Origin of the sequence: Iodidimonas muriae, from assembly GCF_014647255.1 — a bacterium.
Lineage (GTDB): Bacteria > Pseudomonadota > Alphaproteobacteria > Sphingomonadales > Rhodothalassiaceae > Iodidimonas > Iodidimonas muriae.
Genome location: NZ_BMOV01000003.1, coordinates 152,543 through 177,587, shown reverse-complemented (window position 1 = coordinate 177,587; position 25,045 = coordinate 152,543). Strand labels below are relative to the sequence as shown.

The 25,045-nt window shown below is 56.1% G+C and carries 26 protein-coding genes and 1 other RNA gene; 13 read left to right on the top strand and 14 right to left on the bottom strand.

Annotation, left to right across the window (positions count from 1 at the left end):
- Nucleotides 1–37: 37 nt before the first annotated feature.
- Nucleotides 38–2,041, bottom strand: coding sequence for a transketolase (tkt, locus tag IEX96_RS05770; RefSeq protein ID WP_188873610.1), 2,004 nt, complete (start codon nt 2,039–2,041; stop codon nt 38–40).
- A 196-nt stretch (nt 2,042–2,237) separates the two neighbouring features.
- Between tkt and IEX96_RS05765 the strand changes: the two genes are divergently transcribed.
- The 6 genes from IEX96_RS05765 (at nt 2,238) to IEX96_RS05740 (ending at nt 5,056) form a co-directional block, all read left to right on the top strand.
- The gene (locus IEX96_RS05765; protein WP_150004977.1) at nt 2,238–2,516 is read left to right on the top strand and encodes a hypothetical protein; all 279 of its coding nucleotides are present in this window, start codon (nt 2,238–2,240) and stop codon (nt 2,514–2,516) included.
- Nucleotides 2,516–2,818: a cell division protein ZapA gene (locus IEX96_RS05760; protein WP_150000906.1), complete on the top strand. Its 303-nt coding sequence runs from the start codon at nt 2,516–2,518 to the stop codon at nt 2,816–2,818. The genes IEX96_RS05765 and IEX96_RS05760 overlap by 1 nt, the downstream gene beginning before the upstream one ends.
- Nucleotides 2,819–2,831: 13 nt before the next feature.
- A non-coding RNA gene (gene ssrS / locus IEX96_RS05755) (6S RNA) lies at nt 2,832–2,990 on the top strand.
- Nucleotides 2,991–3,045: 55 nt separating this feature from the next.
- Complete coding sequence (locus IEX96_RS05750; RefSeq protein ID WP_150004978.1) at nt 3,046–3,642, top strand: 5-formyltetrahydrofolate cyclo-ligase; 597 nt, start codon at nt 3,046–3,048, stop codon at nt 3,640–3,642.
- Between the two features lie 23 nt (nt 3,643–3,665).
- Nucleotides 3,666–4,478: a TIGR00282 family metallophosphoesterase gene (locus tag IEX96_RS05745; RefSeq protein WP_150000907.1), complete on the top strand. Its 813-nt coding sequence runs from the start codon at nt 3,666–3,668 to the stop codon at nt 4,476–4,478.
- Between the two features lie 113 nt (nt 4,479–4,591).
- Nucleotides 4,592–5,056, top strand: coding sequence for a Csp1 family four helix bundle copper storage protein (locus IEX96_RS05740; RefSeq protein ID WP_150004979.1), 465 nt, complete (start codon nt 4,592–4,594; stop codon nt 5,054–5,056).
- 92 nt (nt 5,057–5,148) lie between these two features.
- On the opposite strand, the gene IEX96_RS05735 is transcribed toward IEX96_RS05740, so the two are convergent.
- Nucleotides 5,149–7,038: a M2 family metallopeptidase gene (locus tag IEX96_RS05735; RefSeq protein ID WP_229773561.1), complete on the bottom strand. Its 1,890-nt coding sequence runs from the start codon at nt 7,036–7,038 to the stop codon at nt 5,149–5,151.
- A 374-nt stretch (nt 7,039–7,412) separates the two neighbouring features.
- Here IEX96_RS05735 and traT point away from each other — a divergent pair, with 374 nt between their 5' ends.
- Together traT and uvrB are read left to right on the top strand one after the other, a co-directional pair.
- Complete coding sequence (traT, locus tag IEX96_RS05730) at nt 7,413–8,102, top strand: complement resistance protein TraT (protein ID WP_188873609.1); 690 nt, start codon at nt 7,413–7,415, stop codon at nt 8,100–8,102.
- A gap of 125 nt (nt 8,103–8,227) precedes the next feature.
- Entirely contained in the window at nt 8,228–10,420 is a 2,193-nt protein-coding gene (gene uvrB / locus IEX96_RS05725) for an excinuclease ABC subunit UvrB (RefSeq protein ID WP_188873608.1), read from the top strand.
- A gap of 103 nt (nt 10,421–10,523) precedes the next feature.
- Here the strand turns inward: uvrB and rpsU are convergent, their stop codons facing one another.
- Complete coding sequence (rpsU, locus tag IEX96_RS05720; RefSeq protein WP_150001145.1) at nt 10,524–10,730, bottom strand: 30S ribosomal protein S21; 207 nt, start codon at nt 10,728–10,730, stop codon at nt 10,524–10,526.
- Between the two features lie 322 nt (nt 10,731–11,052).
- Here rpsU and IEX96_RS05715 point away from each other — a divergent pair, with 322 nt between their 5' ends.
- Complete coding sequence (locus tag IEX96_RS05715; protein WP_150004981.1) at nt 11,053–11,712, top strand: COQ9 family protein; 660 nt, start codon at nt 11,053–11,055, stop codon at nt 11,710–11,712.
- Here IEX96_RS05715 and IEX96_RS05710 read toward each other — a convergent pair.
- The 5 genes from IEX96_RS05710 to IEX96_RS05690 all read right to left on the bottom strand — a co-directional run bounded on the left by IEX96_RS05710 (nt 11,697) and on the right by IEX96_RS05690 (nt 17,238).
- Nucleotides 11,697–12,281: a TetR/AcrR family transcriptional regulator gene (locus IEX96_RS05710; protein ID WP_150004982.1), complete on the bottom strand. Its 585-nt coding sequence runs from the start codon at nt 12,279–12,281 to the stop codon at nt 11,697–11,699. The two genes, IEX96_RS05715 and IEX96_RS05710, sit on opposite strands and share 16 nt — an antisense overlap.
- Nucleotides 12,282–12,319: 38 nt before the next feature.
- The gene (locus IEX96_RS05705; RefSeq protein ID WP_150004983.1) at nt 12,320–12,991 is read right to left on the bottom strand and encodes a DJ-1/PfpI family protein; all 672 of its coding nucleotides are present in this window, start codon (nt 12,989–12,991) and stop codon (nt 12,320–12,322) included.
- Between the two features lie 132 nt (nt 12,992–13,123).
- The gene (locus tag IEX96_RS05700; protein ID WP_150001148.1) at nt 13,124–13,891 is read right to left on the bottom strand and encodes a Bax inhibitor-1/YccA family protein; all 768 of its coding nucleotides are present in this window, start codon (nt 13,889–13,891) and stop codon (nt 13,124–13,126) included.
- Nucleotides 13,892–13,990: 99 nt separating this feature from the next.
- The gene (locus IEX96_RS05695) at nt 13,991–16,525 is read right to left on the bottom strand and encodes an ABC transporter permease (RefSeq protein ID WP_150004984.1); all 2,535 of its coding nucleotides are present in this window, start codon (nt 16,523–16,525) and stop codon (nt 13,991–13,993) included.
- On the bottom strand, nt 16,522–17,238 hold the full coding sequence (locus tag IEX96_RS05690) for an ABC transporter ATP-binding protein (protein WP_210431897.1): 717 nt from the start codon (nt 17,236–17,238) through the stop codon (nt 16,522–16,524). Before IEX96_RS05690 ends, IEX96_RS05695 begins: the two co-directional genes overlap by 4 nt.
- 136 nt (nt 17,239–17,374) lie before the next feature.
- On the opposite strand from IEX96_RS05690, the gene IEX96_RS05685 reads away from it, so the two are divergent.
- Together IEX96_RS05685 and thpR are read left to right on the top strand one after the other, a co-directional pair.
- The gene (locus tag IEX96_RS05685; RefSeq protein ID WP_229773560.1) at nt 17,375–17,980 is read left to right on the top strand and encodes an arylesterase; all 606 of its coding nucleotides are present in this window, start codon (nt 17,375–17,377) and stop codon (nt 17,978–17,980) included.
- A 25-nt stretch (nt 17,981–18,005) separates the two neighbouring features.
- The gene (thpR, locus tag IEX96_RS05680; protein WP_188873607.1) at nt 18,006–18,542 is read left to right on the top strand and encodes an RNA 2',3'-cyclic phosphodiesterase; all 537 of its coding nucleotides are present in this window, start codon (nt 18,006–18,008) and stop codon (nt 18,540–18,542) included.
- A 2-nt stretch (nt 18,543–18,544) separates the two neighbouring features.
- On the opposite strand, the gene IEX96_RS05675 is transcribed toward thpR, so the two are convergent.
- From IEX96_RS05675 to IEX96_RS05655, 5 genes are all read right to left on the bottom strand, one after another.
- Entirely contained in the window at nt 18,545–20,071 is a 1,527-nt protein-coding gene (locus IEX96_RS05675; RefSeq protein WP_150004987.1) for a UbiD family decarboxylase, read from the bottom strand.
- 88 nt (nt 20,072–20,159) lie between these two features.
- Entirely contained in the window at nt 20,160–20,687 is a 528-nt protein-coding gene (ppa, locus tag IEX96_RS05670; protein WP_150004988.1) for an inorganic diphosphatase, read from the bottom strand.
- A gap of 141 nt (nt 20,688–20,828) precedes the next feature.
- Nucleotides 20,829–21,746, bottom strand: coding sequence for a 4-hydroxybenzoate octaprenyltransferase (ubiA, locus tag IEX96_RS05665; protein WP_188873606.1), 918 nt, complete (start codon nt 21,744–21,746; stop codon nt 20,829–20,831).
- A gap of 80 nt (nt 21,747–21,826) precedes the next feature.
- Nucleotides 21,827–22,201, bottom strand: a complete 375-nt coding sequence (locus tag IEX96_RS05660; protein WP_150004989.1) for a VOC family protein — start codon at nt 22,199–22,201, stop codon at nt 21,827–21,829.
- 98 nt (nt 22,202–22,299) lie between these two features.
- Nucleotides 22,300–22,806 carry a low molecular weight protein-tyrosine-phosphatase gene (locus IEX96_RS05655; protein WP_150004990.1) on the bottom strand — a complete coding sequence of 169 codons (507 nt, stop codon included), beginning with the start codon at nt 22,804–22,806 and terminating at the stop codon, nt 22,300–22,302.
- Between the two features lie 532 nt (nt 22,807–23,338).
- Between IEX96_RS05655 and IEX96_RS05650 the strand changes: the two genes are divergently transcribed.
- Nucleotides 23,339–23,587 carry a hypothetical protein gene (locus IEX96_RS05650; RefSeq protein ID WP_150004991.1) on the top strand — a complete coding sequence of 83 codons (249 nt, stop codon included), beginning with the start codon at nt 23,339–23,341 and terminating at the stop codon, nt 23,585–23,587.
- A 149-nt stretch (nt 23,588–23,736) separates the two neighbouring features.
- Nucleotides 23,737–24,024, top strand: coding sequence for a 4a-hydroxytetrahydrobiopterin dehydratase (locus tag IEX96_RS05645; RefSeq protein ID WP_150005039.1), 288 nt, complete (start codon nt 23,737–23,739; stop codon nt 24,022–24,024).
- Between the two features lie 28 nt (nt 24,025–24,052).
- On the opposite strand, the gene IEX96_RS05640 is transcribed toward IEX96_RS05645, so the two are convergent.
- A complete protein-coding gene (locus tag IEX96_RS05640) occupies nt 24,053–24,658 on the bottom strand; it encodes a septation protein A (RefSeq protein ID WP_150004992.1) in 606 nt (201 codons plus the stop codon).
- Nucleotides 24,659–25,045: the final 387 nt, after the last annotated feature.

Here is a 25,045-nt window from a genome sequence, read left to right as displayed (position 1 = left end):
GTCCTCGATTTTGGGTCTTTTGACGGATTATATTGTTCTATAGCCGAGTTTTGACCGCCTCAACAACTGCATCGGCGGTGATACCGAAATATTTGAACAGGTCCCCTGCAGGGGCCGATGCACCAAAGCCGGTCATGCCGATGATCTGCCCTTCGCGGCCCACATAGCGCTCCCAGCCATAGGTGATGCCCGCTTCCACAGCCACCCGCTTTACATCGGGAAGATGATCGCCAAGCACGTCTGCCTTATAGGCGGCCTCTTGCGCGTCGAACAGTTCCAGACAGGGCATGGATACGACCCGTGTGGGGATGCCTTGCGCTTCCAGATCGCTGCGGGCGTCCATGGCAAGGCTCACCTCGGAGCCGGTGGCCAAAAGGATCGCTTTGGGCGTGCCGTCACTGGCTTCCGCCAGAATATAACCGCCCTTGGCGCTGAGATTTTCGCCGGCATCTTCCAGTCGCACTTGCGGCAAACCTTGCCGTGTGAGCGACAGGATCGAGGGGGTTTCACCCGCTTCCAAAGCCGCTTTCCAGCATTCGGCGGTTTCCACCACATCGGCAGGGCGGAAGACATAAAGATTGGGCATGGCCCGCAAGGACGCCAGATGCTCCACAGGCTGATGGGTGGGGCCATCTTCGCCAAGGCCGATGGAATCATGGGTCATCACATAGATCACCCGTTGTTTCATCAGCGCCGACAAACGAATAGCCGGACGGCAATAATCGGTGAACACAAGGAAGGTGCCACCATAGGGGATGAAGCCCCCATGAAGGGCCATGCCGTTCATGGCCGAAGCCATGCCATGCTCGCGCACCCCATAATGGATATAGCCGCCGGAAAAATCATCGGCGCTGACAATGCCCATATCTTTGGTTTTGGTATTGTTGGACCCGGTCAGATCCGCCGATCCGCCAACCATTTCGGGAATGACGGCATTGATCACTTCAAGCGCCATTTCCGAGGCTTTGCGGGTGGCGACCTTTTGCGGATTGGCCAGCAGATCGGCGATATAATCGTCCATGGCCTTTGCAAAACGTGCGGGGAGGGCGCCACATAGGCGGCGTTCCAGTTCGGCGCGGCTGTCGGTGGGCAGGCTGTCAAAGCGTGCATACCAGTCATCGGCCTGCGCTTTGGAGCGTTGGCCCGCTTTCAGCCATGCGGCCCGGATATCTTCGGGGATGACGAAGGGCGGATAGTCCCAGCCCAATTCGGCACGGGCAAGGGCGATTTCTTCATCTCCCAAGGGGGAGCCGTGGCTGGAGGCTTTGCCCGATTTGTTGGGGGAGCCGAATCCGATGGTGGTGCGGCAGGCGATCAATGACGGGCGGTCTTCCCGAATGGCCTCGTCAATGGCGGCGGCAATGGCTTCCGGATCATGGCCATCCACGCCGGATGTGTGCCAGCCATAGGCTTCAAACCGCATGCGGCTATCATCGGTGAAAGACAGATCGGTGGGACCGTCGATGGAAATGCCATTGTCATCATAGAGCACAATCAGGCGGCCCAGCTTCAAATGACCGGCCAAAGAGGCCGCTTCATGGCTGATGCCTTCTTGCAGGCAGCCATCGCCTGCAATGACGAAGGTGCGATGGTCGCATAAATCGGGTGTGCGCGCTGCTTCCATGCGTTCCGCCAAAGCCATGCCCACGGCATTTGCCAAGCCCTGCCCCAAGGGGCCGGTGGTGGTTTCAATACCGGGCATTTCGCCATATTCGGGGTGTCCCGCCGTGGGAGAGTGAAGCTGGCGGAAATTTTTCAGATCATCAATGCCGGGTCGATCATAGCCGGTCAGATGCAGCAAGGAATAGAGCAGCATCGAGCCATGCCCCGCCGATAGAACAAAGCGGTCCCGATCGGGCCAATCGGGGCGTTTCGGATCGAATCGCAAGAACTGCGTGAACAAAACCGTGGCCACATCGGCCATGCCCATGGGCATCCCCGGATGCCCGGAATTGGCTTTTTGGACCGCATCCATGGAAAGGGCACGGATGGCATTGGCCATCATTTCATCGGAAACGGCGGTGGATTGGATGTCAGACATGTGGATCAGCCTTTTCACCTTGTCGCATGGGCGCGACTCGGCCCCGAAGGGGCGTGTAAAAAAATCGGCGCAACAATGCTTTGAGCAGGCAGACACGTCAACCGCTTTCCCCGCATTGACCTGTCCTTTATTGACGTCATAGTGTTTGGCATGATGGCAATGCGTCTGGCGGGCGGATGGGAATGGAGGCGGAAAGATGGGCACGGACACACAGGACAACGCGCTTCAAAGTGCATCGCAGCGATTGGAAACGGTGCTCTTGGTGTTGGAAGAGTTGTTGGCCGATCGCGCCGCCGAACACAATATGCTGCGGGAAGAAGTGGGCGACTTGCATAAAGTGAATGCCGCACAGGCGGCGGAAATTTCCCGGTTGAAGGCCGAATTGGCGGCGTTGCATCAGCAAAGGGCGGCTTTGGCGCAGCGTTTGGATCATACCATTCATGCCGTGGAACGCATGGCTGGGAGTGCCGCCTGATGGGACAAATCAGTGTCAGCGTCAATCATCAGAACTACACCCTTGCTTGCCGCGATGGTGATGAAGAACGCCTGCAGGGCTTGGCGGAACGGGTGGATGAAAAAGCCCGCGATCTGTCGAAAAAGCTGGGGCAGGTCGGGGAAGCGCGGTTGATGCTGATGGTGGCTTTGCTGTTTGCCGATGAATTGCGCGATTTGCGGGAACAAGATCCGGTGCTGGAACGGGAGCAGATGGCCGCAAAAGTGATCGATGATGCCGCTTTGTCTATCGAAGGGATTGTTGAACGCCTGAGAAGCGCCTAAATAACAGCATCGGCGGGCGCTGCCCGGTTCGTGAGGCACCGTACATCCCTGGGGCGATAATCTTCCGAATGGGAGCTGTCCCTGGTCGGATCCTGGTCCGGTTATAACGGCACCCACCTGGTGCACTTGGCGCCAGAGGATTTGCAAGACCCACGGCCATGGCGGCCCCGCCGACCTTCCTTTCTCTGCGTTCGTTCTTTGTCCTTGGTGTCGCCGCAAGGGGGATTATGCCCATTCGCCACCAAAAAACAGATTTGCGCCAAAAGGCCCGTTTGGTGCGTGCGCAGCTTTTTTGCGCCCATCCCGATGCCCCGCAAGCCGTTGCTAACCATGCGCTGCCGCCTTTATTGAGCTGGATGGCCGCGCATGATATATCCGGCCCGGTGGCGGGCTATTGGGCCAAAGGCGATGAACTGGACCCGCGTCCGTTGCTGGATGCCTTATCTGCCCGTAACATTCCCTTGTGCCTGCCGGTTGTCGATGCGGTGGACCACCCCTTGCACTTTCGGCATTGGAAGCCCGGCGATGCCCTGCGCTCCGCCCGTTTTGGCCTTATGGAGCCGGTGACGACAGCCGCCTTATGCACACCGGCCGTGCTTTTGGTGCCGATGCTGGCATTTGATGATGCGGGCTTCCGGCTGGGCTATGGCGGCGGGTTTTATGATCGTACCCTTGCCATATTGGAGAAAACCCGTCCGATTTTGACTGTCGGATTGGCATTTTCCGGCCAAAGGCTTGAATCCGTGCCCCATGAAGCGCATGACATGCCACTTGATCTTATCGCGACCGAAGCAGGGCTGGTCACACCCGCTCGGTTCATCTGACCTTTTTCAATCGAGGCTGTCTCATGCGCGTTCTTTTTCTTGGCGATATTGTTGGCCGTTTGGCCCGGCAAAGGGTGGTCGAACAGATGGCCGACTGGCGGCGCGACTGGCGGCTGGATTTCGTGATCGTGAATGGTGAAAATGCCGCGGGTGGTTTCGGCATCACCGCCGCCATTGCCGATGAATTATTCGCCGTCGGTGTGGATGTGATCACCACCGGCAATCATGCCTGGGATCAAAAAGAAATTCTTTCACATATCGATCAGGAACCGCGCCTGCTGCGTCCGGCCAATTATCCCGATAGTGCGCCGGGGCGGGGCTACGGGATCTATGATGCGCCGCGCGGGAAAAAAGTGTTGGTGATGAATTTGATGGGGCGGGTGTTCATGAACCCGCTGGATGATCCGTTTGCGGTGGCGGACAAAATACTGAAACGCCATGTGCTATCAAGCCAGCTTGCCTTTAGCTTCATAGATTTTCACGGCGAAGCCACCAGCGAAAAAATGGCCATGGGTCAATTTGCCGATGGTCGGGCAAGCTGTGTGGTGGGAACCCACAGTCATATCCCCACCGCCGATGCGCAGATCTTGCCCAAAGGCACTGCCTATCAAACCGATGCGGGCATGTGCGGCGATTATGATTCGGTGATCGGTATGGAGAAGGAAGAACCCTTGCGCCGCTTTACCCGGCATATTCCGGGGGGGCGATTCAGCCCGGCTTTGGGCGAGCCAACCATATGCGGGGTGCTGGTGGAAAGCGACAATTCGGGGCGTGCTGTGCGCATTGATCCCATCCGTATTGGTGGGCGCTTGCATGAACAACGCCCCGCCTTGTAGGGCGGCCCCATGATGCATCGGCCATTTGACCGGCAAAGTGTATTATGGGATCATTGTTCGACCATTACGATCAGTCGTGATGTACTGGGTGCCACTTTGTGAAAGGATATGTCATGTCCGCGATGAACCGCCGCTCCGCCCTTGGTCTGGGAGCCGGTGCCCTACTGACCGGGACGGCCTTTGCCGCCAATGCAACAACCGGGCACGAGACCCATCACAAGGCGGCTGCCGCCTCGGCGGGCCCCAAGCCTTGGGAAACCCATGCTGACTTGATCAAGGCTCTTAATCATTGCGTGGCCACATCCGAGGCCTGTTTGCAACACTGCCTTGATGCGATGAATATGGGGGATAATTCCCTTTATGAATGTAGCCAGCGGGTGCGGGAAACCAAGGCCCTGTGTGAAGCGACCCGGACCCTTGCCAATGCGGGCAGCCTGCATTTCGAGGCCATTGCCGCCGTCTGTAACGACAGTTGTAAATCCTGTCGCTCCGAATGTGAAATGCATGCGGGCCATCATGCGATCTGCGGCACCTGTGCCGATAGCTGTGAAGATGTGATCAAGCAGCTGGAAGGTTGATCCGCTTTCTTTGCAAGGGGAAAGCCTGAAAAGCAAAGGGAGCGCCAAAAGCGCTCCCTTTTTATTGTCAAACCAAAGCCTTCATGAAGGGCTTACCAGCCGCACTCACGGTCGGCATTTTGTTCATCCAACCATTCTTTCAGCGGTGCGAAATAGGCAAGGATCGCCGTGGCATCGGCTTCAGACTTGCCGGTAAAGGCAGCCAAAGCATCTTGCCAGGGTTTGGACGCGCCCATTTCCAGCATTTCGTTGAACTTTTCACCCACGGCTTCATTGCCATAGATGGAGCAACGATGCAGCGGGCCTTCCCAGCCAGCCAGATCGCATGCGGCTTTCTGGAACTGGAACTGGAAAATATGCGACAGGAAATAGCGCATATAAGGCGTGTTGCCCGGAATGTGGAATTTTGCACCGGGATCAAAGGCATCGGCGGGGCGATCATTGGGGGCCCGCACGCCCTGATATTGTTCGCGCAGCTTCCACCAGCCGTCATTATAGCTATCCGGTGTCAGTTCGCCGGAGAACACCTGCCAGCGCCATTTGTCTACCATCAGGCCAAAGGGCAGGAATGCCACTTTATCCAAGGCTTGGCGGAGCAAAATCCCAAGATCCGCCTCTGCAGGGGGCAGATCTTGCAATAGGCCGATCTGCTGCAGATAGTCCGGCGTGATGGACAAGGCGATCATGTCGCCAATGGCTTCATGGAACCCGTCATTGGGATCGTTGCGGAACAGCGGGTCCTGCACCGAATAGGCGCGCTGATAGATATTATGGCCGATTTCATGATGGATGGTCTGGAAATCTTCGGCATCCACCTTGATGCACATCTTGATGCGGATATCGTCGATATCGTTCAAATTCCACGCCGAGGCATGGCACACCACATCGCGGTCTTCGGGTTTGAGGAACAGCGACCGCTCATAAAAGGTTTCGGGCAGGGGATCAAAACCCACCGAGGTGAAGAAGCCCTCGGCGGTTTTTACCATGTCCAGTTCGCTATAGTTCTTTTCCGCCAGCAAAGCGGTCAGGTCATAAGCGGGGGCGGTGCCTTCAGGGGCCACTTTATCATACACATTGCCCCAGCTTTGCGCCCACATATTGCCCAGAAGATGCGCCGGGATTGCTTGATCCAGCGGCACCACCTCGTCGCCATAGCTTTCATTGAGCTTGGCCCGCACATGGCATTGAAGCGCATCATAAAGCGGTTTCACTTCGCCCCATAAGCGATCCACATCACCTGCGAAGGCATCGGCATCCATATCGTATTTGGAGCGCCACATGGTGCCCACATCTTTAAAGCCCAGCCCTTCGGCCCCGGCATTGGCGATGTCCACCATACGGGCATATTTGTCTTTCATGGCGGGCGAGATCGTGCGCCAGCCGCTCCATGCTTCCAGCAATTCATCGGGATCGCTGGAACTGCCGATCACATGCTCAAGCTCGGTAAGGCTAAGGCAGCCATCGGGGCGGGCATAGGAGCCAAGCACCGTCTTGCCGTCTTCGGGGCAGTATTTGCCCTTCCCGTAAGACGCTTCAAGATCGGTGGTGATTTGGGCCAGCTCGGCGGTGGCTTCGGTGTCACCAGCGGGAGCGGGCAGGGTCAGGCCCAGCCGCAAAAGATTGATCTTGCGAGCCACATCGTCGGGAAGGTCCAGATCGCGGAAAGTGCTGGCTTTTTGCGCCAGTTCCACGCCCAGAGTGGTCATTTTCTCGCTGCTTTTGGCGCTCAACCAATTGGTGTCATAGGTGATGAAATTGGAATTCACCCAAGCGGTGCGCGCCGCCGCTTCCGATTCGCGCGATACCGTGGCTTCGGCCTCCTTGACGAACTGGATGGCGTCTTCCACCGTTGGCGCCGCTTTGGTGGCGTCGGCACTTTGCACGGCATTATTGTCGCAGGCGGCCAGCAGGCCAAGGGCTGCCATGCTCAGCACCAGCCGAGAGGCCGGCCCAAAGCGTTTTTTCCCCAAATAAGCTGTCATTGTTCTTACTCCCTTCTCACCGCACATGGATCGCGCGGTTTTTGTCAGCGCTTAATGGAAACCGGACAGCCTCTCTTGTCAACGGAACATGGTGGAGGATGTTTTAATTGTTTCTTTAGAAAAATTATGATAAGCGACGTCACGTTTCACTTGTTTCACACATGCTTTGAAGCATAGGTGACAGCAGGAGAAATTAATTAATGTATTGATAACCATATCATGAAACAAAGGGGGGTCTTGTGTTCAATAGATCTTTTACGTCAATCTTGCTTGTTGGCATGCTTGGTTTAACAGCCGCTTGCACAGATGTGTCACGTGGACTTGGTAAAATAACCGCCAATAAATATTCAGAGGCACGGAGTGGTACATCATGGGTGGTGGCACCGCCGCAGCTTGATCCGCCGCGAGCCGAAGATAAAACAGTTTATATTTCTTTCCGTAATCTGAGCGATGCGAATGTTGATCTTCGTAATCAATTGCGTGCAGGTGCCTCTTCCTTGGGTTGGGTGTTGGTCAATGATCCGGAAAAGGCCAAATTCCGTCTGCGCGGAGATCTCCGCTTTTTTGGTGAGGTTGAGCCGGAATCGGGTGGGCTTGGCGCCGCAGCCGGTATGGGCATTATCTCTGGTGCAGCCACGGGCATTGGAACCTATGCGCTTGCTGACACTGTGATGGGCAACAATGCGTCCAGTGTCATTGGGGGAACTGCAGGCAGCTTGATGGGCCTTGGTATCGCCAATGCCTCACGACCGCGCGAATGGGCGATGATCATTGATTTCGTGCTTGAGGAATATAGTGAAACTCCGGTTGAATTTACCATAGAAACCGGATCCAGCAGTGATCGTCTGGACGGGGCTGGCGCCAGCAATGCACGTATGGCATCTGGTGGCAGCCAACGCAGCGGTAACAGCTCCAGCGCCAGTTCTACTCGAACAAGCAACTATTTCCCGCATGGTGTGCGCCTGTCTGCTTGGGCCAATCAGATGAATATGGCTGAAGAAGAAGCAATTCCGCATATTCTGCCGCGTGTTGAGCGGGTTGTGGCTCAGATCCTGCCGCAATAGCGGGGTCATTTAGGCATTACGCCTGATTTCAAGAATGTTCTGTCCGCCCTCCGGTATAGAATCGGGGGGCGGATTCTTTTTCGTCGCCTCTTTCTTTCCTGAAGGTGCCGCCCCATTATTGTCACATGTCAGCATCACAGCCCCATACCAATCCCCATGTGTTTATCCCGAAAAAGCCGGTGCGCCCGGAAAAGTCCGAAGGCGGTATCCGGTTTCGGCTGACGTGCGACTATGAGCCCGCCGGCGACCAACCCACCGCCATTGCCGAGCTTTTAAAAGGCTTTGGCAATAATGAGCAAAACCAGGTGCTTTTGGGGGTTACGGGATCGGGCAAAACCTTCACGATGGCGCAGGTGATCGCTGCTAGCCAAAGACCCACCCTGATTCTGGCCCCCAACAAAACACTGGCGGCACAGCTTTATGGGGAGTTCAAAAGCTTCTTCCCCGATAATGCGGTGGAATATTTCGTCAGCTATTATGATTATTATCAGCCCGAAGCCTATGTGCCGCGCACCGATACCTTCATTGAAAAAGAATCCACCATCAATGAGCAGATCGATCGCATGCGCCATTCCGCCACGCGGGCGCTTTTGGAACGCGATGATGTGATTATCGTTGCCTCCGTGTCGTGCATTTATGGCATTGGCTCGGTGGAAACCTATTCCAATATGACGCTGAAAATCGCCCTTGGCGATGAGATCGACAATCGCGCATTGCTGCGTCAGCTTGTGGCTTTGCAATATAAGCGCAATGATCAGGCCTTCCAGCGTGGGGCTTTTCGCGTACGCGGTGATGTGATCGAGATTTTCCCCTCGCATCTGGAAGACCGGGCGTGGCGGCTGTCCATGTTTGGCGACGAGGTGGAAAGTATTCAGGAATTCGATCCTCTGACCGGTGAGAAATTTCGTGGTCTGGAAGAGATCAAGCTTTACGCCAATTCCCATTATGTGACGCCGAAACCGACTCTGGATCAGGCCGTTATCCAGATCAAAGCCGATATGTTGGCGCAGGTGAAACGCTTTACCGAAGAGGGCAAGCTTTTGGAGGCGCAACGGCTGGAACAGCGCACCCAGTTCGATTTGGAAATGATGATGGCCACCGGCGCTTGTCCGGGGATTGAAAATTATTCGCGCTATTTATCGGGGCGCAATCCCGGGGAGCCACCGCCCACCTTGTTTGAATATCTGCCCGATAATGCGCTTTTGTTCGTGGATGAAAGCCATGTCACCGTGCCGCAGATCAATGGCATGGCGCGGGGCGATTTAAAGCGCAAGGCAACATTGGCGGAGTTTGGATTCCGCTTGCCTGCCTGTGTGGATAATCGCCCGCTAAGGTTTGAAGAATGGGATGCTATGCGGCCGCAATCGCTGTTCGTATCGGCAACGCCCGGTCCTTGGGAAATGGAGCAGACGGGCGGTGTGTTCGCCGAACAGGTGATCCGCCCCACCGGCCTTGTGGACCCGCCGGTGGAAATCCGTCCGGTAGAGCATCAGGTGGATGACCTGATGCGCGAAACCCACGAGATGGCAAAGCGCGGCCTGCGGGTTCTGGCCACCACCTTGACCAAGCGCATGGCAGAGGATCTGACGGAATATCTGCACGAAAACGGTATTCGTGTGCGCTATATGCATTCCGATATCGATACGGTGGAACGAATCGAACTGATCCGCGATCTGCGCCTTGGCGTTTATGATGTGCTGGTCGGGATCAATCTGCTGCGTGAGGGGCTGGATATCCCCGAATGTGGGCTGGTCGCCATATTGGATGCCGATAAGGAAGGCTTTTTGCGCTCCGAAACGTCCTTGGTGCAAACCATTGGCCGCGCGGCGCGTAATGTGGATGGCCGGGTGATTCTCTATGCGGACAAGCGCACCGGCTCGATCGAGCGCGCTTTGGCGGAAACCGAACGCCGCCGCACAAAGCAGGTGGCTTATAACGAGGCGCATAACATTACGCCGCAAAGCATCAAGCGCGGTATTTCCGATGTGATGGCCCATGTGGCCAATGCGGATTATATGACGGTGGATACCGGCGTGGATGAGTCCCTGCACCGTACCGGCGACAATCTGAAAACGGTGATTGCCGATCTGGAAAAACGCATGCGGGAAGCGGCGGGCAATCTGGAATTTGAAGAAGCGGCCCGGCTGCGCGATGAATTGAAGCGCTTGGAAGATGCGGATCTCGGAATTTTATCCGGAGCCCTGACCAAATTGCATCCAGGGGATGCAGACCGTCCGGCAGCGTCCGGCAAGGGGCGGTCCACCGCTGGCCGTCCGGGCACCCGCACCCATAAGGCCAAAGCCAAGGCCAAATGGTGAAGGTTGTTTTCGGTCCGGGATGATGCATTGCGATGGCACAAAAAAAGCCGCCCTACCAAATGGTAAGGCGGCTTTTTGCTATCAACCCAAAGGGGACAGCGTTTTACCGGACGCCGTCACGCTCGGCACGCTTGCGCTCCAGCTTGCGGGCGCGGCGTACAGCAGCAGCCTGCTCACGAGCGCGGCGCTCGGACGGCTTTTCATAAAAGCGGCGCAGCTTCATTTCACGATAAACGCCTTCGCGCTGCAGCTTCTTTTTGAGCGCGCGCAGGGCTTGATCAACATTGTTGTCCCGAACGGTAACTTGCATGTGGTCGGTCTCTCCTATCTGGTCTTTTGGGCTGGCCAGCAGCGTCTTCTGTGGGCCAAATTAATGGGCGCACACTGACAGAGTCACCCAAAACGCTCGCCCCGATACCACAAGGACGCGCGCGAGGACAAGTCAGATAACGCCTGATACGAAAAAAGGTTCCGTGCCGCCGATAAATGGTGCACGAAAACCACAGGTGCTTTGATCTCGTATCTCACTTATAACACATCCTGAACGATTTACGAATAGCCAAGGCAAACAAAAGGGACGGCGCTTGCTGCGGATCATATGCAGCGATAGGGTGCAAATAAAGGAGCCATCCATGACCACATCCACCGATCGTACGCCACAGGAATGGCAAGACGACCTGATCGAAGGCACCATGATGCATGCCGCTTTCGATGGCTGGACATGGACCGCCATCGAGCGCGCGGCGTCTGAACTTGGTTTGCCCGAAGGCTATGCGCGGCTGGTGTTCCCCGGCGGTCCTTTGGAGGCCATCGAGCATATGATGCGCCGTGCTGACCGGATGATGCTGGTGGAATTGGAACGCCGTGGCGGGGCAAGCATGCGCATCCGCGAACGCATCACCGCAGCGGTGCGTATCCGGCTGGAACAGGCCATTCCCCATCGGGAAGCGGTGCGGCGGGCATTGGGTGTGCTGGCCCTTCCGCAACATGCGGCCTTGTCTGCCAAAAGCCTGTGGCGCACGGCGGATGTGATCTGGCGTGCCGCCGGTGATACGGCCACCGATTATAATCACTATACCAAGCGGGCGACATTGAGCGCCGTTTATTCTTCAACCTTGCTGGCTTGGATCGCCGACAGTTCCGAAGGATTTGCCGATACATGGGCGTTTCTCGACCGCCGCATCGACAATGTAATGCAATTTGAAAAGGTGAAAGCCTCTTTGCGCAACAGCACCGCCAATTTGCCATCGCTGACCCGCTTTTTGGGGCGTTTGCGTTATCCGGCGCGTTGACGGGCGGACAAAAGGGCGGTGATTTTCGCTTCCTGATGAGCCACCGCCTCCATAAAGGCATCCGGATGATCCAGCCCCCGCGCCAAGACCAGCCCGCCTTGAATGGCCACCAATGTTTCCCGCGCCAATCGTTGGGCATGGGCTTGCTTTAGCCCGCCGCGCATAAGGCAGGCCGCCATGGCATCGCACCAACGCCCGAAATATCCGCTGATTTGTTCGGGAAAACGATCATGGCTGTCATCCATCGCAAAAGCCCCCATCAGGCAGATACGTTGGCCGCTGTGGAAATAGTGGCGCACCGCTTCAAACATGGTTGCAAAGGCCGCCGCCGGGTCGCCTTGTTGTTCCAAAACGCTGAAAACGGTGTTTGAAAACCAGTCGTCAATGCTGCCCAGCACCGCATTCGCCATGTCTTCTTTGCCGCCGGGGAAGGCATTATACAGGCTGCCCTTGCCCAACCCCGTTGCCTGGGTGATGCGCGATAGGCTGGCACCATGATAGCCATAATGGCGAAACACCTCGCCTAGGCGGGCAATCACCTCATCATGATCGTAGCTGGGGCTGGGCACGGGCTGTTCCTAACAAGTTCCGGGCAAATCGGTTGGGCTTATGACTGGTCGATGATGTGGCGATCCGACCGGTACAAAGCATAAGCATCGGCATATTCCATGATTCGCGCCACATCTTCAATAAAGCTCTGGTCATAGCCTGCGCGTTCCAACAGATAAAAGCCCATCTCCATACCACTGGCAATGCCGCCCGCCGTGATGATACGACCGGCATCCACCACGCGTGACCGCGAGATCTGCGCTTTCGGGGCAATCTGTGCTAATCGGTCAATGGGAACCAAGCCAGCACCCGATGCTTCCAGCCGGTCCGGCTCTTTGCGGTTGGTGGCGGGGAGTCCGTCCAGCAAGCCCATATGGCCATAAATCCAGCTGCCGGTACACACACTGGTCAACAGGCATTGGCTTGGGAGGCTGCGGATATAGCTGTGAAGGCGGCCATTATACATTTCTTGCCGCGTGCCAAAACCGCCGGGAATCAAAAAGGCATCCATGGCCGGCGCATCGGCAAAGCTGTAATTGGGCAGCACCGTCATCCCCGCTTGGGTCTGTACAGGGCGCAAGGCATCGGCGATCAAAAAGGCATCCAAAGCGGGATCAAGCCGCCGGGCCACGGAAAAGACACCATAAGGCGCTGCATAATCGACAATTTCCGCATCCTTGAACACATAGATGCCAAGGCGGAAACCGGCTTTGGGGGTGGAGCGTGACATGGTGCAAACCTCTTTTGTACTGTTCGGTAAATGTACCATATGGTACAAGCAGGGCGTCGCGCAAGAGGGGGAAGGCACAAAAAAACCCGGCCTGTTTCCAGACCGGGTTTCAGATCATTATGCGCAAAAGGTTTAGTCGCGGGACGCACCCATGAAGCGCAACAGGAACAAGAACAAGTTGATGAAATCCAGATACAGGTTCAAGGCCCCCATGATGGCGTGCTTGGCGACGGCTTCGCCATTGCCACCGATCTGGAAATACAGGTTTTTCAGGCGCTGGGTGTCATAGGCGGTAAGGCCTGCGAAAATCAGCACACCGGCGGCGGAGATGATGAAATCCATCATTGACGAGCCGATGAAGATATTTACCACCATGGCAATCAGCATGCCGATCAGCCCCATGAAAAGGAACTTGCCCATGGCGGTCAGATTGCGTTTGGTGCTGTACCCATAAATGCTGAGCGCGCCAAAGGTGGCGGCTGTCACAAAGAAGGTGCGGGCAATGGACACGCCGGTATAGGTGAAGAAAATCGACGACAATGACAGGCCCATCACCGCGGAAAAGGCCCAGAACAAGCCTTGGGCTGCACTGGCGGAGAGTTTGTTGATCCCGAAGGACATCACCAGCACAAAGCCAAGCGGTGCAAAAGTGACGATCCAGCCAAGTCCGGTCATGCCGGCAATGGCGGGGCCACTGGGCGTCAGCACGATATTGTAAAGCATTTCCTGCATGGCCGGCACGCGGTAGGTCAGCATGGCCATGATACCGGTCAGCAGCACACCGCCGGTCATATAGTTATAGATGCGCAGCATGAAAGACCGCAGGCCGGCATCGACCTCGGCCTGTGTCTGCGCAGGGGCTCGGCCTGTAGCAAAGCGCGGTTCAAATCTTTGGACCATTATTCGCCTCTTCCTTCTTAACAGATGCGCATTATGTTGTTTCCAATATCGGTGTCTTCACCGCGATCTTCAAGTAAAACCGAAAGAAATTCGTGATCCTTATGCCGCGCGGAGCAATCGCGCCGGACGGACGGAAAGCGCTGCCCATGTACTGATCAGTCCAAATGCGACTGTTGCCAGCACAGACAAGGTCACCACCAGCGCCATGATGCCGGGCATCACCACAAAATTGATTTCCAGCACATGCTTCACCACCAGATAGCCGCCAATTCCCCCCAGAACCAGGGCCACAAGCCCGGTCAGGGCACCCAGCAGAGCATATTCAAGGCAATAGGCGCGCAGCACATCCTTTCGCGTTGCCCCCAAAACCTTCAGGATCACCGAATCATAAACCCGGTTGCGATGGCCTGCCGCCATGGCGCCCGCCAGAACCAGAATACCGGCGATGATGGTGACGGCAGCGGTTGCCCGCACCGCCGATGCGATATCGCCCAGAATATCGGTGACAGAGGCCAATACCTCGCGGATGCGCACCGCTGTGACATTGGGGAATTTGTCGGTCAAAATGCGGTAGGCGCGTTCTTCCGCGTCTCCTTTGGCTTCCAAGGTGGCCATAAAGCTGTGGGGCGCAGATGCAAGGGTTTTGGGATCAAACAGCACCACGAAATTGAATTGGAAGCTGTCCCATTCCAAATCGCGCAAAGAGGTGATTTCCCCTTCGATTTCCCGGCCCAGAATAGAAATGGTCAGCCGATCCCCAAGGCCTATGCCCAATTCTTGCGCTTCTTCGGCAGAGAAGGAAATCAGCGGCGGGCCCGCATAGTCCTTTGGCCACCAGGTGCCTGCGCTCACCACATTGTCTTTTGGAATGTCCACCGCATAGCTAAGGCTGCGATCACCGCGCAAAACCCAGCCCGATCCATTGCTGGTATCCCAATCTTCGGCGAGCGTATCGTTGATTTTGACGATGGTGCCGCGCAAGGATGGCACGGTTTCAAGGGCTGCCACACCGGGGATGTTTTGGGCGGTTTCGATGAAGTCATCGATTTGCCAAGGCTGGATATCCACAAAGAAAAACGCCGGGGCGCTTTTGGGGATTTGCCCCGTCACTTCGCGGGTCATATTGCCTTCCACCAGCGCCATCAGGGCAAAAAGGGTCAGCCCTAGCCCCAAAGACACGATCACAGGGGCAGTGGCTGCCCCCGGGCGATACAGATTGGCGATGGCAAGGCGCAAGCCCGGCGAACGCACATGCTTGATCCGTGCGGCCGCTTTCATCAAAAGCCAGCCCATAAAGCGCAACACGCCCAAACACACCGCCGCGGCAACCATGAAGCCCATGGCCAGCTTTGGCTGCGGTGATAATAAAAGCGTTGCCACCACAATCAGCGCCACTGTCAGCGCCAGCATCAGCACATAAACCCGGCGTGGTCGCGCACCCGATCCCGCCACCAATTTGCGGAACAGCCGTGCCGCCGGAAGATCGCGCGCCCGGCCCAAGGGCCAGATGGTGAACGCCAATGTGATGAGAAACCCATAAAGCGCCGCACTTAAAAGCGGGGCCGGATATAGCCCGAATTGGGGTGGCACCGGGAGACGGTCGCTTAAAAAGCCTTGCAGGGCAAAGGGCAATCCCGCCCCCACCAACAATCCGATGGCAACCGCAAGGGCAGCCAATAGCATCACCTGCATCAGATAGATGGCAAAAATCATCCAGCCAGAAGCCCCCAGCACTTTGAAGGTGGCGATGGTATCGGTTTTACGGTCCAGATAGGCGCGCACAGCATTGCCCACGCCCACGCCGCCGACCACAAGTGCCGTCAAGCCCACCAGTGCCAGAAAAATTCCCATCTGGTTGACGATGCGGCGAATGCGCGGCGCCGAGTTTTCATGGGTGCGGATACGCCAGCCGGAGCCGTCAAAGCGGTCACGGGTATTTTCAGCCCACTGTTTGATATCCACCGCATCGGGCAGGCGTAATTTATAAACATAGGTCACAAGGCTGCCCGGCTGTACCAAGGCCGTTTCGGGGATGGACGCCAGATTGATAATGACCGCCGGGCCAAGCTGGAAGCCGAAATTGGCCCGGTCCGGTTCGTTCTCAATGAAGGCCCGTAAGGTAAAATCCACCTGTCCCAACCGGATGGTGTCGCCCAGCGCGATTTTCAAGCGATCCGCGAGTGTTTCATCAATGGCAATGCCCCAGCGTCCGTCCTGCTTTCCAAGCAGATCCGCACGATCAAGGGCAGGGCGTGTTTCAAAGCGGCCATAATGGGGGTAAATATCATCCACCGCCCGCAGCTCTACCAAAGTGCGCTCGCCGGTTTTTTCCGCAAAGGCATTGGTGCGCATGGTGAGAGACCGCGATACCTGCCCTTGCTGTTCCATCCATTGGCGGTCTTCCGGGCTGAGTGTGTGGTGAAGGATGCGAATTTCCGCATCGCCCGCCAGCAAAACCCGGCTGTGACCGGCCATTCCTGCCAATAAGGCTGCACTGAGCGACCCCACCCCGGCAATGGCGGTGATCCCCAGAATAAGGCAGGCAAGAAAAATACGGAATCCGCGCAGCCCTTCGCGCATTTCCCGCAAGGCAAAGCGCAAAACCAGAGGCATGGTTTGCGAGCGCCCGATCATTGGGCGGCCTCGTTTTTGCTGTTTATGCCGCGGTCTTCCCGGACAATCACACCGTCCGCCATATGTAACACCCGGTCACAGCGGGCCGCCAAGGCCGGATCATGGGTTACAAGGATCAGCGTGGTTTGTCGTTCTTCATGCAGTTGAAACATCAAATCGATGATGGTGGACCCTGTTTTGGTATCCAGATTGCCCGTTGGTTCATCGGCAAACAAAATTGCTGGATCGGGGGCCATGGCACGGGCCAGGGCAACGCGCTGCTGCTCGCCGCCGGAAAGTTGTGCGGGATAATGCTCCAACCGGTGTGATAGCCCCACCTGTTCAAGCTCTGTGCGGGCGCGTTCAAAGGCATCTTTGCGCCCGGCAAGCTCCAGGGGTACCGCCACATTTTCAAGGGCCGTCATGGTGGGGATCAGGTGAAAGGATTGTAAAACAATGCCGATGCGTTCGCGCCGATGCAGGGCCAGCGCATCTTCCCCCATTTTGGTCAGATCATGGCCATCCACCTCAACATAACCGTCGGTCACCTGCTCCAGCCCGCTCATCACCGCCATCAGGGTGGATTTTCCGGAACCGGATGGGCCGACAATCCCCACGGTTTCGCCTTCATGGAGCGTAAGATCAATGCCGCGCAGGATGTGGACCGGGCCAGCAGCGCTATTTAAGCGCAGGTCCACATTTTGCAGATTGATTATCGTGCGCAACACCGCCATCTTTTTCTCCATGATGAAAATAAGCAAACTGCGTGCATCATGCCCTGAAATGGGCTGGTCCCGATATAAACCATCGTTGAAACGATACACGACCGCTTTGTTGATTGGGTGGCTTGCCGTCTTCACGTTTGCGCGAATGGACAGTGCCCAAGCCCAGGATGATCGGGAAGAAACGGTGATCGTCGGCTTTGGCGATAGTCTGATGGCCGGCTATGGCTTGGGGCCGGGGCAGGGCTTTCCTGCCCAGCTTGAGCGCCGCCTGAATGGATATTTTGACAGTTCGGTCAAGGTGGTGAATGCGGGCGTGTCGGGCGATACCAGCACCGGCGGACGGGCGCGGCTCGATTGGGTCTTGTCGGCGCTTGATACCCCCCCTGATCTGGTGATTTTGGAATTGGGGGCCAATGATGCCTTGCGCGGCATTGCCCCTGAAATCACCCGCGCCAATATGGATGCGCTTATTGTTGCTGTGCAAAGCCGCGGCATCCCCGTGCTTTTGGCGGGCATGTTGGCCCCCCCGAATATGGGAGCGGACTACCAAAAGCGCTTCAACAGCATTTTCCCCGATCTGGCCGAAAAATATGATGTGACACTCTATCCGTTTTTTCTCGATGGCGTGGCCGCAGATCCATCGCTTAATCAGCGCGACGGTATCCACCCCACCGCCGAAGGCATTGCCATCATGGTTGATCGCATTCTGCCTTATGTGGAAAAAGCGCTCTCCATGGGGGATGCTTCCTGAGACGGCCATCGCCCAAGGGGGCCTTATGATGATTCGCTTGTTTGTCGGGCTGGAATTGCCAAATGAGGTGAAACAATCGCTTCTTATGATGGGCAGCGGGGTTGATGGGGCGCGCTGGCAGGCTTTGGATCAATTGCATCTGACCTTGCGGTTCATCGGCAATCTGGACCCGGTTGCGGCCCAAGAGGTGCGCTTAAGCCTTCAGGGTTTGTCTGTCCCCGCTTTTTCCGTAACGCTGCAGGGGATGGGCCTGTTCGGAAAACCGCGCGCACCCCGTATTCTTTATGTGGGGGTTTCAAATCCCGCCCCGCTGATTGCCTTGCATGAGAAAATTGACCGAAGGCTGATCAGGGCAGGGCTTGCACCGGAAAGCCGCAAATATATCCCCCATGTCACCTTGGCGCGGTTCAGGGGCCGTTCATTGCGGGCCGCGGGCTATGTGGCGCAGCATATGGGATTTTCCTCCCAAGCCTTTGATATCTCCCATATCACCTTGTTTCAAAGCCATTTGGGCCATGAAGCCGCCGCCTATGAGGTGGTGGAGCGTTATGGGACAGCTTGATGTTAGGAGGTCTTTTTTGCGCCTTTCCAGATGGGTGTGCCTGTGCCGGGCAGGCCAAGGCGGGACCATTTTTCCGTGACCTGATCCACGATATCGGTTTCCATAGCGATCTCCCGGCCCCATTCCCGGTTTGTTTCGCCCGGCAGCTTGTTGGTGGCATCAAATCCGATCTTGCCGCCAAGGCCGGAAACGGGAGACGCAAAATCCAGATAATCGATGGGGGTGCCTTCCACCATGGTGGTATCGCGCACCGGGTCCATGCGGGTGGACATGGCCCACATCACATCGGCCCATGAACGGGCGTCGATATCGTCATCCACCACAATCACGAATTTGGTGTACATAAACTGGCGCAGATAAGACCAGACCCCCATCATCACCCGCTTGGCATGGCCCGCATAGGCTTTCTTCATGCTGACAACGGCGATGCGGTAGGAGCAGCCCTCCGGCGGCAACCAGAAGTCGGTAATTTCGGGGAATTGTTGGCGGATCAGCGGAATGAACACTTCGTTCAGGGCTTCGCCCAAAACGCTGGGTTCATCGGGTGGGCGGCCGGTATAGGTGCTGAGATAGATGGGATCGCGGCGCATGGTGATGGCGCTTAGGGTGAACACCGGAAATGGCTCGACGGAATTATAATAGCCCGTATGGTCGCCATAAGGCCCTTCATCGCCATAGTCTTCAAGGCTGACATGGCCTTCCAGTACGATCTCGGCATTGGCGGGCACTTGCAAGGGAACGGTTTTACAGTCCACCAGCTCTACCGGCTTGCCGCGTAACAATCCGGCAAATTGATATTCCGAAAGCGTATCGGGAACAGGCGTCACCGCCGCCAGAGTAGTGCCCGGATCGGCACCGATGACCACAGCAGCGGGCAAGGGTTCGCGCTTTTCTTTCGCCCAGCGGCCATATTGCTGTGCGCCACCGCGATGCTTGAGCCAGCGCATCAGGGTGCGTTTTTGATCCAGCTTCTGCATGCGGTAGATGCCAAGATTGTAATTGTCTTCGGCCTTGTCTGTTGGTCCTTTGGTGACAACCAGCGGCCATGTGATCAAAGGCGCCGGCTCATTGGGCCAACAGCCTTGAATGGGCAGGCGATCAAGATTGATGTCGTCGCCGGTAAACACCTGCTCTTGGCAGAGGGCGCGGCGCACGGATTTGGGCCGCATTGCCAGAACCTGTTTGGCCAAGGGAAGCAATTCCCACGCTTGGCGCAGGCCTTTTGGTGGTTCGGGCTGGCGCAGAAAGGCAAGGGTTTCCCCCACTTCGCGCAGTTGGTCCGGCGTGCGGCCAATGGCCCCGGCAACGCGGGCCACAGTGCCATAAAGGTTCACCAGAACCGGCATTGTGGCAGGTTTTCCATGTTCATCATGCACATTTTCAAACAGAATCGCCGGCCCGCCTTCGGCAATAACGCGGGTCTGGATTTCTGTCATCTCCAGATGGGTGGAAACAGGTTCCGAAACCCGCACCAGATCACCGGTGCGTTCCAGATGGTCGATGAAATCGCGCAGAGAGGAAAAAGCCATGGCCGGGCGGTGCCTCCGATCAAATCAGGTCCGGCCCAGCCATAGCCCTTTGCCTTAGGCCGGGCAATGCCTCACGAGGGAAAGGGGATTATCCCTTTGCGCGCTCGATGGCTTTGACAATGGTTTCGGCCGCCACATCGGCATCTTTCCAGCCGGTGATCTTGGTCCATTTATCGCTTTCAAGATCTTTATAATGCTTGAAGAAATGGGTAATCTGGTCCAGCAGGATCTGCGGCAGTTCCTTATAGCTTGTCAGGCCCTTGTAAAAGGGGTGCAGCTTATCGACAGGAAGCACCAGAACCTTGGCATCAATGCCGCCATCGTCTTCCATTTCCAAAACGCCGATCGGGCGGCAGCGCATCACCGCGCCGGGTACCACCGGCGTGCGGTTGGCCACCATGATGTCCACCGGATCGCCATCTTCTGCCAAAGTGTGGGGAATAAAGCCGTAATTGCACGGATAGCGCATGGCAGTGTGCAAGATGCGATCCACAAACAAAGCGCCGGACTCTTTGTCCAACTCATATTTCACCGGTTCGGAGCCAACAGGCACCTCAATGATGGCATTGATATCCCAAGGTGGGTTTTCGCCAATGGCAATTTTAGAGAGGTCCATAACTGCACTCCTGATACGAAAATAAGATAGGCGGAAAGGGGCCGCCGGATGGCTCTTTTCCTAGCGCTCATGTTGCAATGCCACAAGGCCGAATTGCGTAAAAAAGATCGTCGGTATGCCCTTTTATCGGGGCGTGCGGCCTCACGAGGCTGTGAGTTTTCCGGCAATCGCAGAAAGAAACACGATCCAGCCCACCCAGGAATTGGCACGGAAAAGGGAAAGGCAACGCTGTGGATCGTCGATATCAAGGCGGATCACTTGCCAGCCCAGATGGCCCGCCAAAGCCACCAGCCCCGGCCACCAGCCCCAGCCAAAGCCAGCCAGAGAACCGGCAAATCCGGTGGCAATCAGGAAAACCAGATAAAAGCCGGCGATCCAGCGGGCCGATTGATCTCCCAGCTTCAACGCGGTTGATTTTACACCGACAATGGCATCGTCCGCCTTATCCTGATGGGCGTAGATGGTATCATAGCCCAAGGTCCAGAACAGGCACCCCGCATAAAGCAGCAAGGGGACGGGGCCAAGCGTTCCAAAAGCGGCGGCCCAGCCCATCAAGGCCCCCCAATTGAAGGTCAGGCCCAAAACGGCTTGCGGCCAGTTGGTGATGCGCTTGGCAAAGGGATAGATCGTTACCGGAATCAGCGACAAAACGCCCAGCAAGATGGCAAAGCTGTTGAGCTGTACCAGAACAGCAAATCCCGAAAGGCTGAGGACGATGGCAAATAGAATGGCCTTTTGCACCGTAACCTCGCCCGCAGGAATAGGGCGCAAGGCGGTGCGGGCCACGGCTTTATCCAGCTTGCGATCGACAATATCGTTCCATGTGCACCCTGCGCCCCGCATGACGATGGAGCCAATGAAAAACAAGGCACAAAATAGCCAGAAATCGGGGGCGTTTGGTGGCAGGGCAAAGGCTGTGGACCACCATGCGGGCCACATCAGCAACCAGAACCCTGCCGGACGGTCGGCGCGCATCAAGCGCAGATAGGGGCGCACTGGGCGGGGTATGCGCCCCACCCAGCCCACCACACTATCCGGTGTTTTTATGGTATCGATCATGGCGGCGACAAAGCCCTTTCCGTCCGCCCCTGTCAAGCCCGATGGGGGCGGAGGGCGATTGGTGTCGTCGATCCGGCCATTCAGTCGATTTTCATATGGAAGACATTGAATTTATTGCCGTCCAGATCGCGGAAATATCCGGCATAAAAGCCTTCCATACGCTCGCCCGGCGCCCCTTCGTCGCGGGCCCCCAATTCAAGCGCTTTTTTATAAAGGGCATCCACTTCGTCGCGGGATTTGGCTTCCAGTGCCACCATCACGCCATTGCCAACGGTTGCGGGCTTGCCATCAAAGGGTTTCGTGACCCCAAGGCCGGCGCCGTCCTGGCCTTTGCTCCAGGCAATGAAACCGTCGCCTTCCATCATGCGCGTGCCGCCCATTAGCCCCAGAAGCGTATCGAAAAACGGGGCCGCTTTATCCAGATCATTGGTGCCGATTGTGACATAGCCGATCATTGTCGCCTCCTCGGTTATTATGAAAGAGCAGCATGGAAGAGCGGGCGCTTTTGAGCAAGCCTGACTTATTGCTTAGTCTGTGATGTTCTTGGCGCCGATCAAGGGACGTTTCGCCCATGATCGGGGAAATGTTTGGCAAGAATTTTATCCAATACCGCTTGGGCAGCCTGATCAATCAGACGAAAGCATCGCTCGAAGCCCTCGTCGCCGCCATAATAAGGGTCGGGGACTTCATCCAGTCGAACTTGGGGGGCATGGGACAGCATCAAGGAGAGCTTGTGCCGGTGCTGTTCGGGGGCGATGCCTTCCAGATAATGAAGATTGTCGCGGTCCATCGCCAAAATATAGTCGAATGTTTCGAAATCGGAGGCAAGGGCTTGCCGGGCGCGTTGGTTTTTGATGGAAAAGCCCAAGCGGCTGGTCAGGGCGATGGCGCGCGGATCGGGGGATTGCCCTGCATGATAATGGGTGGTGCCAGCGGAATCGACGAAAATGCCATGGCTTTTTTCAAGTAGCCCGATAGCTTTGGCGCGGGCGCGAAAGGCCCCTTCCGCCATGGGGGAGCGGCAGATATTCCCCATGCACACAAACAATACCGATACCACAATCACTCCCTTTCCTGATTGGCTCTTTCTATATGGCAGCGCCGGCGGCGTACTCAAGTTGTCTGTGATGCTGTGTTTGTTCAAGCCTGATAACGGTGCGCTAAAAAAAAAGGCAGTGCCAACGCACTGCCCGAGTTCAGGGAGGAAAATACCAAATCACAAGAGGGGATCATGTGACCTGACCTATATGATACGCAGACACAGTGAGAAAACCTGCGGCTCATCAACGCATAATAGGCCCGGAAGATGAAAATGCGATGAATGTGGTTTTTGAAAAAAGAGAGGGCGTGGGTCGCAAAGTCGATTGCAAAATGCGAAAAAATACAAATTTTTCTCGATATTATCACATAAAAGAGAGAATTTTCCTTGTTTTGTGATCTGGCACGCTCTTTGCTTTTTCTCTGGAGAGGGCGCCCGGCGCTAAGGCTATTTTGAAAAAGATACGTCTATGCGGCGGGCGAAATGATCGCAGAGATTAGGAAATAGCATGTACCACGTGCCGCATTCTCCATTACAGGAAGTCTCCGGGGACATGCCCGGCTACACAAAGGTCGTGGCAGACTTTGAAGTGTTTTCCCATAGCTATCATAAAGCCCGTTCGGATCTGGCGAGTTTGAGCATTGATTGCAAAAACATCAAAGAAACCGGCGAACGTTTCAGAGAGTCGGCGCGGGCTTTGCGTCTGGCTGCCGATAAGGTGGATGTGGCTATTTCCCAATTGCAAAAAGCCGATCTTGTTGCCATGGCGCGGATGCTGATGGGCGCCTCTCTTGGGCGCTAAGGCCGCATTGTTCTCCCGTGACCCCGGGCATGCTGCGTAGAAAAAGACGCGGTGTGTCCGGGGGCTATCCGCAAAGGCTTGATTGCCAATCCTTGATCGCCCACTGTGCCGCTTTATTGGTGAGACGACCACAAGAAGGAGATGGCTCTATGGTCAAGGCATTAAGTGGCGCAGCGCGAGAAGAAGCACTGGCCAGCCTTTCGGGATGGGAACAGGTGGAAGGCCGTGATGCAATCCGCAAAATCTTCCAGTTCAGCGATTTCAATGCGGCTTTCGGGTTCATGAGCCGGGTGGCGCTGTTGGCGGAAAAGATGGACCACCACCCTGAATGGTTCAATGTTTATAATAAGGTGGATGTCACCTTGAGCACCCATGATGCCGATGGGCTGTCTGAAAGGGATATCAAAATGGCTAAAGCTATGGATGCCTGGGCCTAGGGGCAGCCTTTCATATGCGGCGGATCATTTAATTCGCTTCGGTTTCTGTTGTTGGTGCATCATCGGGGAGATGATGTCTGCTGAGAACGGGGGCTTGCGCAAGGGCGAACACAAAGGTCAGCGGGATTGCCCCGAAGGTTTTGAAGGCAACCCAGTTGTCTGTTGAGAAATTGCGCCACACAAGTTCATTCAAAATTGCCATCCCGATAAAGAACAGCGCCCAATTGCGGGTGAGAATGGTCCAGCCGCGGTCTGTCATGGGCGGGAAGGCGGCCCCCAGCACCGTGCGCAAAAACACCCGCCCGAACCACAGCCCCGTCATCAAGATGGTGGCGAAGAAAATATAGATGATGGTGGGCTTTAGCTTGATGAACGTATCATCATGAAGCCATAGCGTGAGCCCGCCGAACACCACCACAAGAGCCGTGGATACCCACATCATCGGCGCAATATGCTTTGTCGCGTGCCAGCTATAGGCCATGGCCATCAGCATGGCGGCCATGAACGCCCCCGTGGCGGCGAAAATATCCATCTGCCAATTCACAAGGAAAAACACCAAAAGCGGGCCTAGCTCGGTCAGGAATCTTTGTCGGGCCGTGGCTTTGGGGCGGGATTGGTCGGTGGTGTTTGTCATGATCGGCCTGTGGTCCTCGTCATATCGGGAATGGTCTGTGCCATAGGATATGAGCCGGATCGGAGCCAATGGCAAGGTGAGAGTGATTCTTTGTTTCTTGTTACAAAACAATCCATCTATTTCTATCGGAATTATATATTTTTGGCTTTGGAAATAGGAGCTGTGTCGATCGTATAAACGAAAGGGTGGACCCATGAACCGGATATTTCAAAAGATAGAAGCCCCGTCGGGCCGCATTCGAGCGCCAAGGCAGGACAGGGGGATTCTGAGGCATCGCGGCTATAATGCCAGTGATCAAATATGTGGACCCAATCGCCGGGATGCCCGTTCGCCCAGCACATAAGCAGGGGCGGATAAGCCACGAAAAAAGGCCGCAGCATTTTCGTG